13 protein-coding genes are annotated in these 14,908 nt (G+C 64.8%); 1 reads left to right on the top strand and 12 read right to left on the bottom strand.

Features of this window, described 5'->3' with window-relative positions; genetic code table 11:
* A partial coding sequence (locus tag GTA51_RS04525; RefSeq protein WP_160959069.1) for a chemotaxis protein CheA occupies positions 1-1,367 on the top strand: 1,367 nt, incomplete at its 5' end.
* 136 nt (positions 1,368-1,503) lie between these two features.
* Here GTA51_RS04525 and GTA51_RS04530 read toward each other — a convergent pair.
* The 12 genes from GTA51_RS04530 to GTA51_RS04585 all read right to left on the bottom strand — a co-directional run bounded on the left by GTA51_RS04530 (position 1,504) and on the right by GTA51_RS04585 (position 14,907).
* Positions 1,504-2,007 carry a hypothetical protein gene (locus GTA51_RS04530; RefSeq protein ID WP_160959070.1) on the bottom strand — a complete coding sequence of 168 codons (504 nt, stop codon included), beginning with the start codon at positions 2,005-2,007 and terminating at the stop codon, positions 1,504-1,506.
* A 184-nt stretch (positions 2,008-2,191) separates the two neighbouring features.
* Complete coding sequence (locus GTA51_RS04535; RefSeq protein ID WP_160959072.1) at positions 2,192-2,785, bottom strand: TetR/AcrR family transcriptional regulator; 594 nt, start codon at positions 2,783-2,785, stop codon at positions 2,192-2,194.
* Between the two features lie 280 nt (positions 2,786-3,065).
* Positions 3,066-4,040: a tyrosine recombinase XerC gene (locus tag GTA51_RS04540; protein ID WP_160959074.1), complete on the bottom strand. Its 975-nt coding sequence runs from the start codon at positions 4,038-4,040 to the stop codon at positions 3,066-3,068.
* Positions 4,015-4,974 (bottom strand): GGDEF domain-containing response regulator, encoded by a 960-nt coding sequence (locus GTA51_RS04545; protein ID WP_160959075.1) that lies wholly within the window; start codon positions 4,972-4,974, stop codon positions 4,015-4,017. Before GTA51_RS04545 ends, GTA51_RS04540 begins: the two co-directional genes overlap by 26 nt.
* A 7-nt stretch (positions 4,975-4,981) precedes the next feature.
* The gene (locus GTA51_RS04550) at positions 4,982-5,821 is read right to left on the bottom strand and encodes an HDOD domain-containing protein (protein WP_160959077.1); all 840 of its coding nucleotides are present in this window, start codon (positions 5,819-5,821) and stop codon (positions 4,982-4,984) included.
* Position 5,822: 1 nt separating this feature from the next.
* Positions 5,823-6,227, bottom strand: coding sequence for a hypothetical protein (locus GTA51_RS04555; RefSeq protein WP_160959078.1), 405 nt, complete (start codon positions 6,225-6,227; stop codon positions 5,823-5,825).
* An 8-nt stretch (positions 6,228-6,235) separates the two neighbouring features.
* Complete coding sequence (gene dprA / locus GTA51_RS04560) at positions 6,236-7,594, bottom strand: DNA-processing protein DprA (RefSeq protein ID WP_160959080.1); 1,359 nt, start codon at positions 7,592-7,594, stop codon at positions 6,236-6,238.
* Entirely contained in the window at positions 7,591-9,354 is a 1,764-nt protein-coding gene (gene ybgF / locus GTA51_RS04565; protein ID WP_160959082.1) for a tol-pal system protein YbgF, read from the bottom strand. Before ybgF ends, dprA begins: the two co-directional genes overlap by 4 nt.
* 115 nt (positions 9,355-9,469) lie before the next feature.
* Entirely contained in the window at positions 9,470-11,371 is a 1,902-nt protein-coding gene (locus GTA51_RS04570) for a secretin GspD/PilQ domain-containing protein (protein ID WP_160959083.1), read from the bottom strand.
* A gap of 38 nt (positions 11,372-11,409) precedes the next feature.
* The gene (locus GTA51_RS04575) at positions 11,410-11,901 is read right to left on the bottom strand and encodes a general secretion pathway protein GspB (protein WP_160959085.1); all 492 of its coding nucleotides are present in this window, start codon (positions 11,899-11,901) and stop codon (positions 11,410-11,412) included.
* Between the two features lie 28 nt (positions 11,902-11,929).
* On the bottom strand, positions 11,930-12,463 hold the full coding sequence (locus GTA51_RS04580) for a Rossmann-fold NAD(P)-binding domain-containing protein (protein ID WP_160959086.1): 534 nt from the start codon (positions 12,461-12,463) through the stop codon (positions 11,930-11,932).
* Complete coding sequence (locus GTA51_RS04585; RefSeq protein ID WP_160959088.1) at positions 12,460-14,907, bottom strand: hypothetical protein; 2,448 nt, start codon at positions 14,905-14,907, stop codon at positions 12,460-12,462. The genes GTA51_RS04580 and GTA51_RS04585 overlap by 4 nt, the downstream gene beginning before the upstream one ends.
* Position 14,908 lies beyond the last annotated feature (1 nt).

Below are 14,908 nucleotides of genomic sequence, written 5' to 3' on the forward strand. Positions count from 1 at the left end.
CCGCACCCAAGCCCGAGCCGGCCCCCGCGCCCAAGCCCGAGCCGGCGCCCGCGCCCAAACCGGCACCCAAAGCGGAACCCAAGCCGGCCCCTGCGCCCAAACCCGCGCCCAAGCCGGAGCCGGCCGCGCCCCCGGCCGAAGCCGCCAAACCCAAGGTTTCCGCCACCATCCGGGTGGATCATGAGAAACTCGACCATCTCATGAATCTCATCGGCGAGTTGCTGATTAACCGCAACCGCTTCACCATGCTGGCCCGCGCCCTGGAAGAGGGCAAGGACAGCGGGGCGCACATCGGCCAGCAGCTCACCGAGACCACCTACGCCATGGCGCGCATCTCCGACGATCTGCAAGACACCATCATGAAGGTGCGCATGGTGCCGGTGTCCACGGTTTTCTCGCGCTTTCCGCGTCTGGTGCGCGATCTGTCGCGCAAATCCGGCAAGGAAGTGTCGCTTATTACCGAAGGCGAGGAAACCGAACTCGACAAGTCCGTGGTCGAGGTCATCGGCGATCCGCTGGTCCACCTCATCCGAAACTCCGTGGACCACGGCATCGAAACCGAAGCCGAACGTATCGCTGCCGGCAAGCCGCCCGTGGGCCGGGTCTGGCTGCGCGCCTACCATCGCGGCAACTCCGTGGCCATCGAGATCGAAGATGACGGCAAAGGCATCGACCCGGCCAAGATGCGCGAAGTGGCCGTCAAAAAAAATCTCATGAGCCCGGAAGAAGCCAAGGCCATGGATGACCGCGACGCCATCGATATCATCTTCATGCCCGGCTTTTCCTCGGCCGAGACCATCACCGACATCTCCGGCCGGGGCGTGGGCATGGACGTGGTGCGCACCAACATTAAAAACCTCAAAGGCACGGTCAATGTCAGCAGCGAAGTGGGCAAGGGCACCAAGTTCACCCTGTCCCTGCCGCTGACCCTGGCCATCATCGATGCTCTTATGGTGGTCGTCGCCGGCCAGACCTACGCCTTGCCGCTGGATTCCGTCTCAGAGACCACCAAGATCGAGGTCAAGCGCATGACCGAGGTCAACCGGCGCAAGGCCGTGACCCTTCGCGGCGAAGTCCTGGGCATCGTGGAGCTGTCCGAAATTCTGGAACTGCCCCAGAACCAGGACAAGCGCGACATCGTCCCCATCGTCATCCTCCAGGACAATGCCCGCCGCCTGGGGCTTATCGTGGACCGGCTGCTGGAACGCCAGGAAATCGTTATCAAACCGTTGGGTGCCTACCTGTCCGAATTCGATATGCGCGGCATCTCCGGGGCCACCATCATGGGCGACGGTTCTGTGGTGCTGATTCTCGATCCCCACGAAATCTATACCATGTCCACCCCGGGCAGCCGCTCCAAAGGGTAGCCGGTACAATCGGGGCAAAGCCCCAGGCTCCGCCCGGCAAGGTGCTGCCGCAAAAAAGTCCGCTGCCCGGAATTCGGGCAGCGGACTTTTTGTGCGTGGCGGGGTTGCCCCGAGGCCTGATCGGCCCTGCCGCCGGCTAATCGTCCAGGGAATCTTCCATCCCCGGCCCGGCATTCTGCCCGGGACGCAGCGGCTCGTAGTACAACGCCGACTTGGTGCCCCGGGTGCTGTTGTTGTATTTGAGCTTCATCTTGATTTGCTTTTCCGGGAAATTCCAGCGCATCACCGTCCAGTCGCCTTCGTTCGTCGTTTTCGGCGTACCGGACAGCTTGGTGGTGACCTGCTTGATGATTTCAATATCGTCGTGATCGGTCTTCATGATCCGGCTGTAAAGCTTGCCATCCACAACGCCATAGACAATGACGGGAGCCAGCCGCTCATGGACGCCGAGTTTGCAGGGACCGGTAAAATTGTAATACGAAATGCCGTTGGCTTCACGGAATTTGACGAAATAGCCGTCATCATTCATGGAGGCCAGCGGTTTGCCATACGGCGGTTTGGCGCAGTCGAACCCGCCGGCAGTGGCGGATGTCGCCAGAAGCAGTGCAAGTATGCCCGTTGCAAAGACGCGAAACACCATTGCGGCCTCCCTCGTTGTCTGGATCAGACAGTTCATCAATAAAACAGAGTGTTTTCCTGTAGAGGAAAGGACGCAAGAAGGCAAGGGAATGGCCGTAGCAGCGGGCAACTTGCAGCACCATGCAGAGCAGAAGCAGGGGGGGCTGCGGCATGCACGGGTCTTGCGGCGGGCATCTGCTGCCGCTTCAGGCGGCCCGGACCGGCGTGCGCGCTCCCACCAATGCCGTCAGCATGGCCGTGAGATTTTTGGCCCTGGTCCGGGACGGGGTGAGGTGCAGATGGACCGTGCCGACCAGGACGGAGACGATGCGCCGGGCCGTTTCGGCCGTGGCTTCGGTTCGCACGGAGCCGTCCAGGCGGCCCAGCAGCAGCAGGACTTCAAACTGTTTGATCACCCGGGCTGTTACGCGCCCCAATTCCCGGGCGCTTTCTCCCTGGGCCGGCAGCAGGGTGGCCGTTGGCGGGCGCAGGATGTCAAGATAGGCCCGAGGCCGTGTTTCCCAAAAGCGGCAATACGCCTCGCCCAGGCGCAGGAGCATGCCCAGCCCCGACTCCCCGGGAACGACCGGACAGCTGGCCTCGATATGGACGAACAGCTCTTCCTGCACCCGGGACAGCACCGCCGCCATGAGGGCATCGCGGCTTTTGAAATGGCGGTAGACCGCTCCCGGGGCCACCCCCAGCCGCCGTACCAGCGTCTGCGGCCCGATGCCATCCCAGCCGGCTTCGCCAAAAACCCCCACCGCCGTATCCACAAGCGCCTGTCTGGATATGTCCATGCCCGCCCTCCAATGCCGTGCAGCCAATCGGCTACTTTTTTCAATCCATCTTCCATTTAGCGGCATCGCGGCGGGGGAGCAATACAAAATCCAGCCTATGAGCGCAAAAATACTGCAATGGGTCATAACGCAGCAGTGCCTGGGTAAAAAGTCTCCAGTCTGTGTCATAAATCAACAGCTGGCCCAGGGGCGCGACTGCTGCCGGCACAGCGCTCTTCAGACCCGGATGCGTCTGCCAACGCAGTGCTCATTGGACCAGGATGCGACTGACAAGACAGTGTTATTCGGACTCGGATGGGTCAGAGCGGGGATGGGCTTTGTCGTAGATGCGCATGATGCGGGCCAGATCGAGATTGGTGTAGCGGGTGGTGGTGGTCAGGCGGGCGTGGCCGAGCAGTTCCTGGACACTGCGCAGATCGGCCCCGGATTCCAGCAGATGGGTGGCGAAACTGTGGCGCAGCATGTGGGGATGGGCGTGGCGGGCCAGCCCGGCTGCCTGGGCCAGGGCGTCGATGATGCGCCCGGCCTGCCGACGATTCAGGCGCGCCCCCCGGCTGCCGAGAAAGAGCGCCTTTTCCGTCAGGGCCGGGCCAAGTTCCCCGCGCCGGCGCTGGTAGGCGCGAAGGCGCTCCCGGGAGGCATCGCTTAGGGGAGCCAGGCGCTCTTTGCTGCCCTTGCCCATGACGCGCACGATGCCCTGGGATACGTCCACATCGTCAAGATTCAGGCCCAGGGCCTCGCTCACCCGCAGCCCTGAGCCGTAGAGCAGTTCGGCCAGGGCCAGATCGCGGCAGGCCTCGATGGAGCCGTCGGCCGCCGGGGCACCGGGCTCGGGTGTGACCAGGGCCACGGCCTCGTCGGCATTAAGCGCCCGGGGCTGTCGCCGCTCGGCCTTGGGATTTTTAACGCCTGCGGTCGGGTCCGTGGTGCACCGTTTTTTTTGCAGCAGGTATTTAAAAAAGCCGCGCACGGTGGAGAGCTTGCGCCCCATGGACACCTTGGCCGTGCGCCTGCGGTGCAGTTCGGCCACAAACCCGCGCACGGCGTCGCGCCCGATGGCCTCGGGGGCATCCAGGGACAGGCCCCGGCCGGCCAGATAGGCGGCAAACTGGGCCAGATCGCTGGCATAGGCGGCCAGGGTGGCTGGCGCGTAGCCCTTTTGAGCCGCCAGCGTCAGCAGGAAATTCGCCACGGTCCGGGCCGGCTCGGGTGTTGCCGGCTCAGGCGGGTCAGCCGTGCCGTTTGTCGAGGACATAGCAGCTCTTGGGGTTTTCCTTGGCCTTTTTTTTCAGCGTCATGGCCGTTTGCGAGGCTTCGCCGAAGTGCTTGAGCCGCCCGTCGCGGTTAAAGACCACGGCAATGGAAATGGCCATGAGCGGAAAGGCGCGCCGGTTGCCTTCGCGGTCCACGGACTGGATAAAGCCCCGGTCGCGATCTTCGGTATCGTAGAAATGGGGCACGATGTTGTCAAAGCTGGCCACCACCGAGGCACACGCCTCCTCCACCCGGTCGATGGCCATGATATAGACGAAATCGTCGCCGCCCACATGGCCCACAAAGGCCCGGGGGCCGCCCACGGCGCGCACGGTGTTAACGATTATGCGCGCGGTCATCATGAGCACCTCATCGCCCCGGGAAAAGCCGTACTTGTCGTTAAACGACTTGAAATAATCCAGATCGGCATAGGCCAGGGCGAAATCCTCCTGGCGGTCAATGAGATCCTGGATGCGGCCGATAATCGAGGTGTTGCCCGGCAGCTTGGTCAGCGGATTGGCGTCAAGGGAGCGCGTGGCCCGGGCCAGGGCGAGCGTTACGCGCGAGCGCAGCATGGCGGCGGTCATGGGGCGGGTCAGCAGTTCGTCCACCTCGGCGGCGCACCAGTCAATGTCCGGGCTTAGCCGGCTTTCGTCCATAATGAGCGCCACCGGCAACTGGCGGTAGACGTTTTCGCTTTTGATCATGGCAACGAGATCAAGCCCCGGAATATCGGCCAGTTTTGCATCCACCACCAGCATGTCCGGCGGGTCGGTGAAAAGCGCTTCGATGGCACCTTTGCCCCGGGTCTGGACCACCACCTCGGCCTCGGCCGGGGTAAAGGCTGCGGCAAAAAGGGCGGCCAGTTCCGGGTCGGGACTGAGCACCAGGATTTTCTGGGTGCGGGTAAAGGCGCACAGGGGAGCGGCAGGCATAGGCGGATCAGGTGAAGCGCAGATCGGCCAGTTCCACGAACTGGTCGCTTAATTCGTCGAGCAGCTTTTCAAAATCGGCCGGCCGGATTTTAAGGATTTTGAGCGCTTCCGGTTGCAGATAGTTGACACCCACATCGCCGGAAAAACCGTATTCAAATACCCGGGCCATGAAGTCGCCGATGTGCACCACGCAGGCCATTTCGGGATAGAGTTGGGCCAGATGGGGCTTGTGGTGATAGGACAGCCCTTCCTTGATGTTGGCCGGCAGCTTCCAGTGGTCGGCCAGCCAGGCGTTGATGCGGTCGTGGCCAAAGCCCATGACCGCCCGCTCGGCTTCAAGATAGGAGATGTCACGCTCGGCCACGGTTTGCTCGATTTCGGATTTGAGATCAGGCAGTTGTACCGTGGCCACCACCTTGCCCAGATCGTGGAGCAGGCCGGCCACGGCGTATTCTTCGGCGTCTTTGAGCTTGAGCATCCTGGCCACCGAGCCGCAGGCCATGGCACAGCCCAAACTGTGCTCCCAAAGGCCCACCATGTTCTCGGTCATGACCTCAAAGACCGAGGTCGAGACGATGATCGAGCGCAGGACATTAAAGCCCAAAAGGACAAGGGCGTGGCCGATGGAACTGATGCGGCCGGGAAAGCCGTAGACCGGCGAGTTGACCATTTTCAGGACTTTGGCCGAGAGCACCTGGTCCATGCTGATCAGCTTGGCCACCTGTTCGGTGGTGGAGTCGGGCCGCTCGACGAGTTTGGACACCTCTTCGAGCACCTTGGGCAGGGTGGGCAGGTCGCGCACGGCCAGGATGCGGCCTTTGCGTTCGGTGCGCAGATCCTCGGCCATGTCAGGCGTCCTTGGTCTTGGCTGGTTCGGTGGGTGCCGCCGCCGGTTCCGGCTGGCTGGCGGCCTTGGCCGCCTCGAACAGGGCAGCACTGGCAGCGGCCTTCATACGGAAATAATGGTCGAGCAGACGCCTGATCTGCCCCATCCACTTGTCGTCGGGATAGCGTCGAAAGAGGAATTCCAGCCGTTCCAGGCGCTTGTCATAGGAGGTGCCACCCGGGGAGCCGTCGAGCCTGACCGGCTCGCCCTCCACCACCACATGGCTCACACCCATGGAATCCAAGCGGTCCAGGATGTTCTGGGACAGCTCCGAACCGGCGGCAGCCACGGCAATGCCGTCAGGCCGGGTTACCGGCTTGGCCAGGATCATGCCCGGCTTGGCCAGGGTCAGGGGAATTTTTTGCATGGGCCGCGTTATCCTTGCGCTTCCCCGGTGTAGTACATGCCCGGCCATTTCCGCACAAGACCCTTGAGTTCCAGGAGGACCAGGGCACTGGAGAGATCTTTGGCTGCCACGGCCAGGGACGTTGCCAGGGCGTCGATGTGGCGTTTGGACCCGTCGGCCAAAAGGGTCAACACCCCGGATTCGACCGGGGAGAGGCCCTCGGGCACTACCAGGGCGGCCCGGACCGGCGGGTTGGGCGCGTCCGGCCCAGCCGGCAGCAGCGGCCGGGGCGAGGCTTGCTGCGATGCTTTGCCCGGCGGTTTCCCTGATACGCGGCCGGTCGGCCTTGGCCTTGGTCCCGGTGCAGACCCAGCCACCGCCGCAACCGGGGTGGGCGACGGGGTCGCTTCCCGGGCCGGACGCCCGGGTGGTGTCGGGCGGCGGGAGTCCACAAACGGGGCCAGCTCCCGGGCCAGACCGGCGACGATGTCCCCGGCCGACTGCACCAGATGCGCCCCCTGGGAGAGCAGGGCATGGCAGCCGGAAAAGGTCGGCAGATTGACCGGGCCGGGCAGGGCGAACACCTCGCGCCCCTGCTCCAGGGCCAGCCGGGCTGTTATGAGGCTGCCCGAGCGGTCGGCCGCCTCCACCACCATGACGCCCAGCGACAGGCCGGCGATGATGCGGTTTCGCACCGGGAAATTGGCAGCCCGGGGTGGTGTGCCCGGGGCAAATTCGCTGACAATCGCCCCGCCGGCGGCCAGCTCGCGCCACACGTCCAGGTTGGCGTCGGGATAGACCAGATCCAGCCCGGTACCAAGGACGGCCACGGACCGGCCCGGCCCGGCCAGCCCGCCCAGATGGGCCTGACGGTCGATGCCGTAGGCCAGCCCGGAGACCACGGTGATGCCGGCGGCGGAAAGGCCCACGGCAAAATCATAGGCCGCGCCAAAGCCGTAGCGCGAACATTGCCGGGCACCGACCATGGCCACGCACGGCCCGGTCAGCAGTTTCGCATCACCTATGACGTAGAGGATGGCCGGCGGATCGGGCAGTTGGCGCAGTTTGCTTGGATAGGCCGCGTGGAAATAGGGCAGCGGGATCAGCCCCTTGGCCGCTGCTGCGGCGATTTCCGCTTCGGCCGCCGGGGTGGTCAGGCCCCGGGCCAGGGCTCCGGCGGCGGTATCGTCGCAAAGGCCCTGGGGACCAAAGGACCGGGCATCGGCCAGGGCGGCCTGGGCGCTGTCGTAGCGGTCGAAAATCCGTTTGATGGTGCGCGGACCAATGCCCGGTTGATGGCGCAGGCGCAGGCAGGCCAGACACTCGGCCACAAATCCGGCGTCGTTGGTCCAGGCATCGACGCCGGGCGCGTCGGGGCGCTCAGTCATTTGGGCAGCGCCTGCAGCTTCTGGCGGGCCATGCCGGCGAGTTCCGCGTTGGGATAATCGGTCAGATAGCGCTCCAGGGAAGCCCTGGCCGCCGGAGTGTCGCCGGCTTTTTCCTGAGCCATGGCCATCTTATAGAGCGAATCGGCGGCTTTGTGGTGGCCGGGCCAGCCCTTGGCCACTTTCTCGAAATCCGCAATGGCGGTCTGGTACTCGCCCCGGGCAAAGGCCCCTTCGCCCACCCAATACAGGGCGTTTGGCGTCAGTGGGCTGTTGGGATTGGCCGTCAGGAACTGGTCAAAGGCGGCCTTGGCCTCGGCGGTGCGGCCGTTAATCGCCAGTTGCAGGGCCTTATTGTACTCGGCTTTCTGTGTCGGGGTGGCTGTTTCGGCGTTGCCGGGCACGGGCGAGGCGGGCTTGGCGGCGCTTGGTGCCTCGTCGGCTTTGGCGGCGGGCGGCGATTCGACCGGGGCCGGGGCCGGGGCGACCTTTTGCTGGGCCGGTGGGGCCGAATTGACCGCAGCAGTCTCGACCTTGGCCCCAGCAGTCTCGACCTTGGCAGCAGCGGCCTCAGCCTTGGCAGCAGCCGGTTCCCCGACTTTGGCCGCCGGGGACTTGGCCGGCCCGGCCGCTTCCAGGCCCAGGGCCTCTTCAAAGGCCGACTGGCCAGGCAATGCCTGGGCCGGTTTGGCCTTTTCGGCCTGGGGCGCGGCAGCGATTGCGGCCTTTTCCGGCGTGCCTGGCGCGACCGGTTCCCGGGCCACGGCCTTGGCGGCCGGATCAAAGGCCAGGGCGGTCAACTGGGTTTGCAGGCGGCCCAGGGCGTCCAGGGCGGCTTGCCGGGCATCGGGCAGGGCCGGGCCGAAATGCAGGGTCAAAGCCACCAGCCCGCCTGCCGCGCCGGCCACAGCCAGTCGGCGCAGCCACACCCGGCCCGGACCGCACGACTCCCGCCGGGAGGCCCGGCCGACCAAGCCCCAGCCGATGCGCCGTTTGCCAAAGCCCACGGCCAGCAGCATGGACAGATGGCACAACCGGACGATCTTTCGCGGATAGCCGCCCGTGAGCTTGTGGATGCGGCGCAGGGCCAGCCGGGTAAACACCGCCGGCACTTTGCCGTCGGGAGTGCACAGGGCCAGCCGGGTTTCGATCATGCGCCGGGTTTGCAGGCGATCCAGCGGTTGCAGGCGGTAGCGGTAATTGACCCGGTCATCGAGGTTGGGCCGTTCCAGCAAAATCTCCTCGAACTCGGTCTGGGCGAAAATAACGATCTGCAACAGCTTATGCGTGTTGGTCTCGAAGTTGAGCAACTCGCGCAACAGTTCCAGGCATTCCGGGGTGATCTTTTGGCCCTCGTCAATGAGCAGCGTCACGATTCGCTGGCCGTCCTGGCTGCGGGTGAGCAGCGACGCCTTGAGGGCGTCTTTGAGCAGCGCCGCATCCCGCCCGATTGCGGCGGTGTCCAGGCCGAACAACCGGGCCAGGGAGAGCAGAAATTCCGTGGCCGAAGGGCAGTAGGGATCATCCAAAAGATGGGCTTCGAGGTCGCCATCCTGGGCCAGGAGCCGGGCGAGTTCACGACTGAGGGTGGTTTTGCCCGTGCCGACCTCGCCCAGGACCACATTGAGCCCCCGGCGCAGACGCACGGCGATCTCCATGTGCTGCAAGCACTCCAAATGGGTTCTGGACCGATACAGCATATCCGGGTCCGGCGAGTTGGAAAAGGGTTCCCGTGTCATTCCCAGGGCTTGATAGTAACTCATGGCTGCCTCCTCCTGTCGTGTCGTTGCCGGCAATGTCTGCCGTCTCTCTCATTGTCCCCGGACTCGTCTTGTGCGTCGGGAACCGCTGGCGCGAGGTGCGCCGTTGCCAGCCCGCTTAAGGCTTGGGCGTCAAGGCGGCCTCGGCCACGGGGGGAAAGCCCCGGGCATCGCCGGCCGGCACGGGTGCGATGGGTTTGTCCTTTAAGATGGTCGGCGTCACGAAGATGTAGATCTCTTCGCGCTTGATGCTCGATCCCTTGGTCTTAAAGGCCCAGCCCAGACCCGGGATGTCGCTTAAATAGGGCACGCCGGATTCGTTGTCGCCAATGGTGTCCCGGGTCAGGCCCGAGATGACGATGGTGTCGCCGTCTTCCACCACCAGATTGGACTGGGTTTCGCGTTTGTAGATAAACGGGTTGCCCTGGACGGTGTTTTGGGTATCGACCTGATCGTCTTTGACCACGATCTTCATGCGCAGATTGGAGCCGTCCACCACGTGGGGGAGCATTTCGAGCTTGAGGGTGGCATGGGCGAACTGGACGTTGGTGCCGTTTTGCGAGGTGGAGACGTAGGGCACATCGACGCCGTTTTCCACGAAGGCCGAGAGGTTCTCCATGGTGGTGATGGTGGGGCTGGAGAGGATCTTGATTTTATTCTCCTCGGCCAGGGCGGTGAGTTGGACTTCCAGCGTGTTGCCGGCGATGTTGCCGAACAGGAAGTTGACGCCGGCACCGGCCGCGCCCAGGCCCGAGGCCGAGGTCAGGGAATCGTTTAAGGCCGGGAAGTTCATGCCAAACCCCTGGCCGGATGTGCCGCCCGGGAAGATGGGCGAGGCCGTGGCACTCGAAGCTGCGTCCCCGCTATTTGAATTGGACGCCAGCGATCCCGTTTGTCCCGAGTTGGCCCCCGTACCGATCGTGGATGTAGTCGTTGCGGTATTGCCGGTGGCGGTCGTCGTGGTGGCGGTGCCGGTCTGGGCCGGGGAAATGCGCATATTGGAGTTTTTGAGCAACCCGCCCCACTGCACGCCGAGCTGGCGGCCGGTTTCCCGGTCGGTCTGGACGATAAAGGCCTTGAGCTTGACCTGGGGGCGCGGCTTGTCGAGTTCCTCAATAAGCGCCACCAGCCGTTCGGCATCGTCCGGCGGCCCCTGGATGATAATGGAGTTGCTGTGCTGGTCGGGCACCACCGAACAGTTGAGCTGGCCAGGATTGCGGGCACCGCCGGGGGCGTTGATACTCATGCCGTCGCCCGTGGCGCTGGTCGGCGTGATGTCACGCACGGTCTCGCCGGGCTTGGGCTGACCGGATTGGCCGTCCTTATTCTGGCCGGCCAGACCCGCCTGGGCCGTGGAGCCGCACATGGCACTTAAGGTGGCGTAAATTTTAGGAAGCTCGGCGAAATTGATCTCCACCCGGGCCATGACGAACGGTTCGAGCGCCTTGGCTTTGGTTTTTTCGGCCGAAAGCTTGTTGCTGGCTTCCTTGAGCTTGTTTTGCTGTTCCATGTCGGCCAGGGTCATGACCTTGACGATATCGCCGTCAACGGCATAGGCGAGCCCGTTGGCGGATAAAATGCTCGTAAACGTCTCGTCCCAGGGGGCATCGACCACATTGATGTTGATGCGAAGGGCCTTGTCGCCGCCAGCCGCGCCCGGGATGGCCGAAGAGAGCACCACGTTCTGGTTGGCCGCCCGGGCCATGGCCCGCACCACCGCCACCAGATCGGTGTCGTACATGCGCAGCGTCACTTTCATGGTGGGGAGCTTCCTGGCCGGTTTGGCCTCGGGCTTCTCCTCTTTCTTGGCCACGATGGCGGCCTTGCTGAATTCCACCTTGCGCGGCCGGGACACCGGGGTATAGCCCTCGGACTTTTGCGCCATGGTATTCCAGTGCTCGATAAAGGCGTCCTTCTGGGGCTTTTTGACGCAGCCCAGGGGTGCGAGCAAGGCCACCGCCGTCACCAGGGCCACACCTGCCCGCCCCATCCGCCGCCATGTCTTGGCAAACCCTCGCATAGTCGTCTCCCATCCCGCCGCACGCGCAGCCGGGCTTGTCATCGGCTCTGGGACTCCTGCCCGTCGTAGGGAAGCTCCAACTTCTGGCCGTTGGCCAGACTTTCCAACGCCACCTTGTCCGGAGTCACGGAAAGCACTTTGTAGCCGCCGCCTTCCAGCGTATCGCCAGCCTGGTATTCATAGCCGTCGATGACGGCCAGCCGGCCCGAGCCCAGCTCCACGTAGCCGGTAAAGCGCGGCATGGCGGCGGATTTCGGCGCCGCCTGCCCATTTGGCAACGGTTTGTCATAAAAAGCAGCCACCTGCCACGGCTTGTCGATGGCTGCCAAAAGCGCCCCATCGATCACACCCGGGGTGGACTGCCGGGCCATGGTCAGGGCATTTTCCAGGATCTGCGCCGCTTGCGGATTCTGCGCCGGGGCCGAAACCCCAGGCGTGCCCCCGGGCCTCTCGCCCAAAAACAGCGAGCCAAGCCCGATAGCGGCCACCAAGCCCGTCGCAATAAGGATATTTTTTTCCCGCCGGGTCATGGCGTCGGCTCCTTGTCCAGGTGTCGGCTCATTGTACGGCCAGCCAGCACTTCAGCGTGTATTCGCGTCCTTCCCGACCGATAAGCGTCGCGGCAGACTCCACCTTGACCAGGGGTCCGTACCCGCCAAGCTCCAACATGAAGCGGCGCATGGACTCGGGCTGGCCCATAAGCCCCAAACGGACGGCCAAAAGCCCGTCCCGGGTCACCGAGGCGGCATCCGGGGACACGGTCACCACCCGCAAACCCAGCGGCGTGGCCATGGCGTCGAACACGGCGGTCAGCCGTCCCACTTCGGCCACAGGCAGCTTGGCCTGGCCGCCCACGGCCCCGACGGCCCGCACCTTGGCCTGGGCATCGGCCAGGGTTTTGACCACCGGTTCGAGCTGCCGGCGATCATCAAGGGCCAGCCGCAGTTCGGCGGTTTTGTCGGTCAGGGCCGCATTGTTTTGGTATTCCGGCACCAAAAAAACCACGAGAAACCCCAGGGCCACGGCCGCACCCACAACCAGGGTGGCCAGAGTGCGGGCCGGCAGGGCTTGTTTGATCTCTGCCAGGGTCATGGCGTGTTCTCCGAAAGCGTAACCGTCAGCACAAACCGCAGGCCCGTGGCCCCGCCGTCGAGCGCTTCAAGCTCGCTGCGTTTGACCGACACCTCTTCAAAGAGCGGGGAGCCTTCCAGGGCCACGCAGTAGCTGGCCAGCATGGAGTCGAACAATCGGGCGTCGCCGGTCACCACGCCCTCAAGCACCAGCCGGGCCACCGGGGCATTGAGATCCTTGGCCCCTTGGGGCGGTTTGGCCCCCGGGGCCTGCTTGGCAAGTGGTTTTTCCGGCGGACCGCACTCCGTGGTCAGCGTCCCCAGGCCGACACCTTCCGGGGCCAGAGACAGAGCCTGTTCCCAGACGCCCACGATGCGGTTGCGCGACGCATAGGCGCGCATGGACTCGACCTTGGTCCGCAGTTCCTGGGATTTTCGGGCCAAAGCGGTGGCATCCAGGCCGCTGCCAAAGGACGCAATCTGGGACACCAGGGCGTCACGGTCCCGCTCCAGGCTGCGCCGCTTGGACACCTCTGCAAAGGAGAACAGGGCCATGGCCGCCAGGACCGCCGCCAGCCCCACCAGAACCGCCTGTTCCAGGAACCGCGAGGCCCGTACCGCCGCCCGTTCCCGGTAGGTGAAAAATGTGCTCGGCGTGATGTCCTGATCGGACAGGGCCAGCCCCACCGCCTGGGAATACACGGCCGGCGGCATCGTGCCGCCAAGCGGCATGTCCGGCGGCAGCGCCCGGCCGGCCAGGACATCCAGGGGTGTGCACGGCAGCCCGATATTGTCGCTGATAAAACCCAGAAACAGCTCGCTGCCGCCAAGCACCCCGGAAACGGTCAGCCGGACCACCGGGTCGTGGCCCAGGGACTCGCGGTAATGCTTGAGCGTCATTTCCACCTGGCGCACCAGCCGCGAGGCCACCGGGCGCAGCATGTCCATGATGTCCTCAAGCTCCAGACCGTACCCCGGGTGGCAGTCGTCAAAGGACAGGCAGCCGTAAATGACGGACTCCAGCAACTCCCGGGCATGGCCGGGTTCGATCGTGATGGCGGCGTTGGCCGGTGCGGCGGGCTGGGGTGCTGCGGCCGGCGCGGGCACCGGTTCGGGTTGCGGCTCGGCATCGAATTCGAGGGTCAGGCCCAGATCGCTTGTGCCCAGGGCGTCAAGATCAAGCACCATCTCTTCCGGGGGCGCCTGCGGCCCGGCCGGTGCCGGTGCGGACGCCGCAGGAGCCGGGCCAGCCGCGCCCTTGCGGGATTCCAGGGCCTCCAGCACGGCCTGCTCCATGCCCGACATGGAGGTCTTTATGACCCGCACGAACATCAGGTCGCCGTTGCTGAAAATTTCCAGGCGCGACCAGTGCTGGCCCACATGCAGGTTGGCCACGGCCCCTGGGGCACCTGCAGCGATGACGCGCCGGCGAAACAGATTCTGGTGGGCAAAGGGTTCCAGCGTGAGGCCGGTGAGCGGGAAGCCGGCCTTGGCGAAATCGTTGTTGATGACCGTTATGGCATCGCGCGGCGTGGTATAGGCCATGGCCCCCAGGCGGGTGACACCCTTTTCGGCGATCTCCCCGCGGCGCTCAAAGTCGAACACCACCCCGGCCTCGTCAAAGCCCATGTCCTTTTTGGCCGTCCAGAAAACCGCATTGTCCACCTGGCGCGAGGCAACCTTGGGAATGGTCACATACTGGAGATTGGCCCGGGCGCTGTGGGCTGCGGCCCAAATTTTCGGCGTCGGTCCAGCGCCGCACAAGTCCGTCAGCGTGCGTTGCAGCAAGGCCACAAACGCCGGGCTGCCCGGCTCCATCCCGACCGGCACCGCCGCCACTTGCGCTCCCAGCACCACAAAGCCGGCGTCATGGCCCCGCAGCTTGACGCACACGATCTCGGCCTGGGAGATGTCCACCCCGACGCAGGTGGTTTTGCCAAACGAAAAGAACCCGGCCCGCTGCCGCACCGGCTTGCTTTTTGCCTTGCCCGCCGGCTTGCTCCGTGCCTTGGCCGCCGGCTTGTCCCCGGCGCTCTCCGCCGGCGTGGCCGCAACGCTCTGCGTGTCTCCAACACCAGCCGCTGGTGTGGCCGCAGCGGTATCCATGTCCATAACAAGATTTGTCAGCGTACCCGCAACGGTGTCCGTACCCGTCGGCGTGGCCGCAGCCTTGTCCAGCGGCGTGGTCGCAGCCGGGTCCAGCGGCGTATCCATAACGATGTCCAACGGCGGTAGCGTGCGCGACGCCAGGGCGAATTCCTCCCCGGGCGGTGCCGGCATCCCGCTCGGCGCCGGCCCGGAAGCGCTCGGCTCCGTGGCAATAGCCTGGCCGGTTTGAGCCGCCTGCCCTGCCGGCTTGCGGATCAGATCCAAAAGCCGCTGGGTCGGCGTGAGTTTGTCTTGCTTGGCCACCGTCGCACTCCCGTCGCTGCCGTCCGTCACACCCAGGCCGCCCGCAGCGACCACA

This window comes from Solidesulfovibrio aerotolerans (assembly GCF_009856865.1).
Classification (GTDB): domain Bacteria; phylum Desulfobacterota; class Desulfovibrionia; order Desulfovibrionales; family Desulfovibrionaceae; genus Solidesulfovibrio; species Solidesulfovibrio aerotolerans.

Bases quoted from the DNA above. Each gene is read 5' to 3' on its own strand.
- ybgF (WP_160959082.1), bottom strand. From the start codon at position 9,354: ATGAGTTACTATCAAGCCCTGGGAATGACACGGGAACCCTTTTCCAAC.
- GTA51_RS04535 (WP_160959072.1), bottom strand. From the start codon at position 2,785: ATGGACATATCCAGACAGGCGCTTGTGGATACGGCGGTGGGGGTTTTT.
- GTA51_RS04555 (WP_160959078.1), bottom strand. From the start codon at position 6,227: ATGCAAAAAATTCCCCTGACCCTGGCCAAGCCGGGCATGATCCTGGCC.
- GTA51_RS04530 (WP_160959070.1), bottom strand. From the start codon at position 2,007: ATGGTGTTTCGCGTCTTTGCAACGGGCATACTTGCACTGCTTCTGGCG.
- GTA51_RS04575 (WP_160959085.1), bottom strand. From the start codon at position 11,901: ATGACCCGGCGGGAAAAAAATATCCTTATTGCGACGGGCTTGGTGGCC.
- GTA51_RS04570 (WP_160959083.1), bottom strand. From the start codon at position 11,371: ATGCGAGGGTTTGCCAAGACATGGCGGCGGATGGGGCGGGCAGGTGTG.
- GTA51_RS04540 (WP_160959074.1), bottom strand. From the start codon at position 4,040: ATGTCCTCGACAAACGGCACGGCTGACCCGCCTGAGCCGGCAACACCC.
- GTA51_RS04545 (WP_160959075.1), bottom strand. From the start codon at position 4,974: ATGCCTGCCGCTCCCCTGTGCGCCTTTACCCGCACCCAGAAAATCCTG.
- dprA (WP_160959080.1), bottom strand. From the start codon at position 7,594: ATGACTGAGCGCCCCGACGCGCCCGGCGTCGATGCCTGGACCAACGAC.
- GTA51_RS04580 (WP_160959086.1), bottom strand. From the start codon at position 12,463: ATGACCCTGGCAGAGATCAAACAAGCCCTGCCGGCCCGCACTCTGGCC.
- GTA51_RS04550 (WP_160959077.1), bottom strand. From the start codon at position 5,821: ATGGCCGAGGATCTGCGCACCGAACGCAAAGGCCGCATCCTGGCCGTG.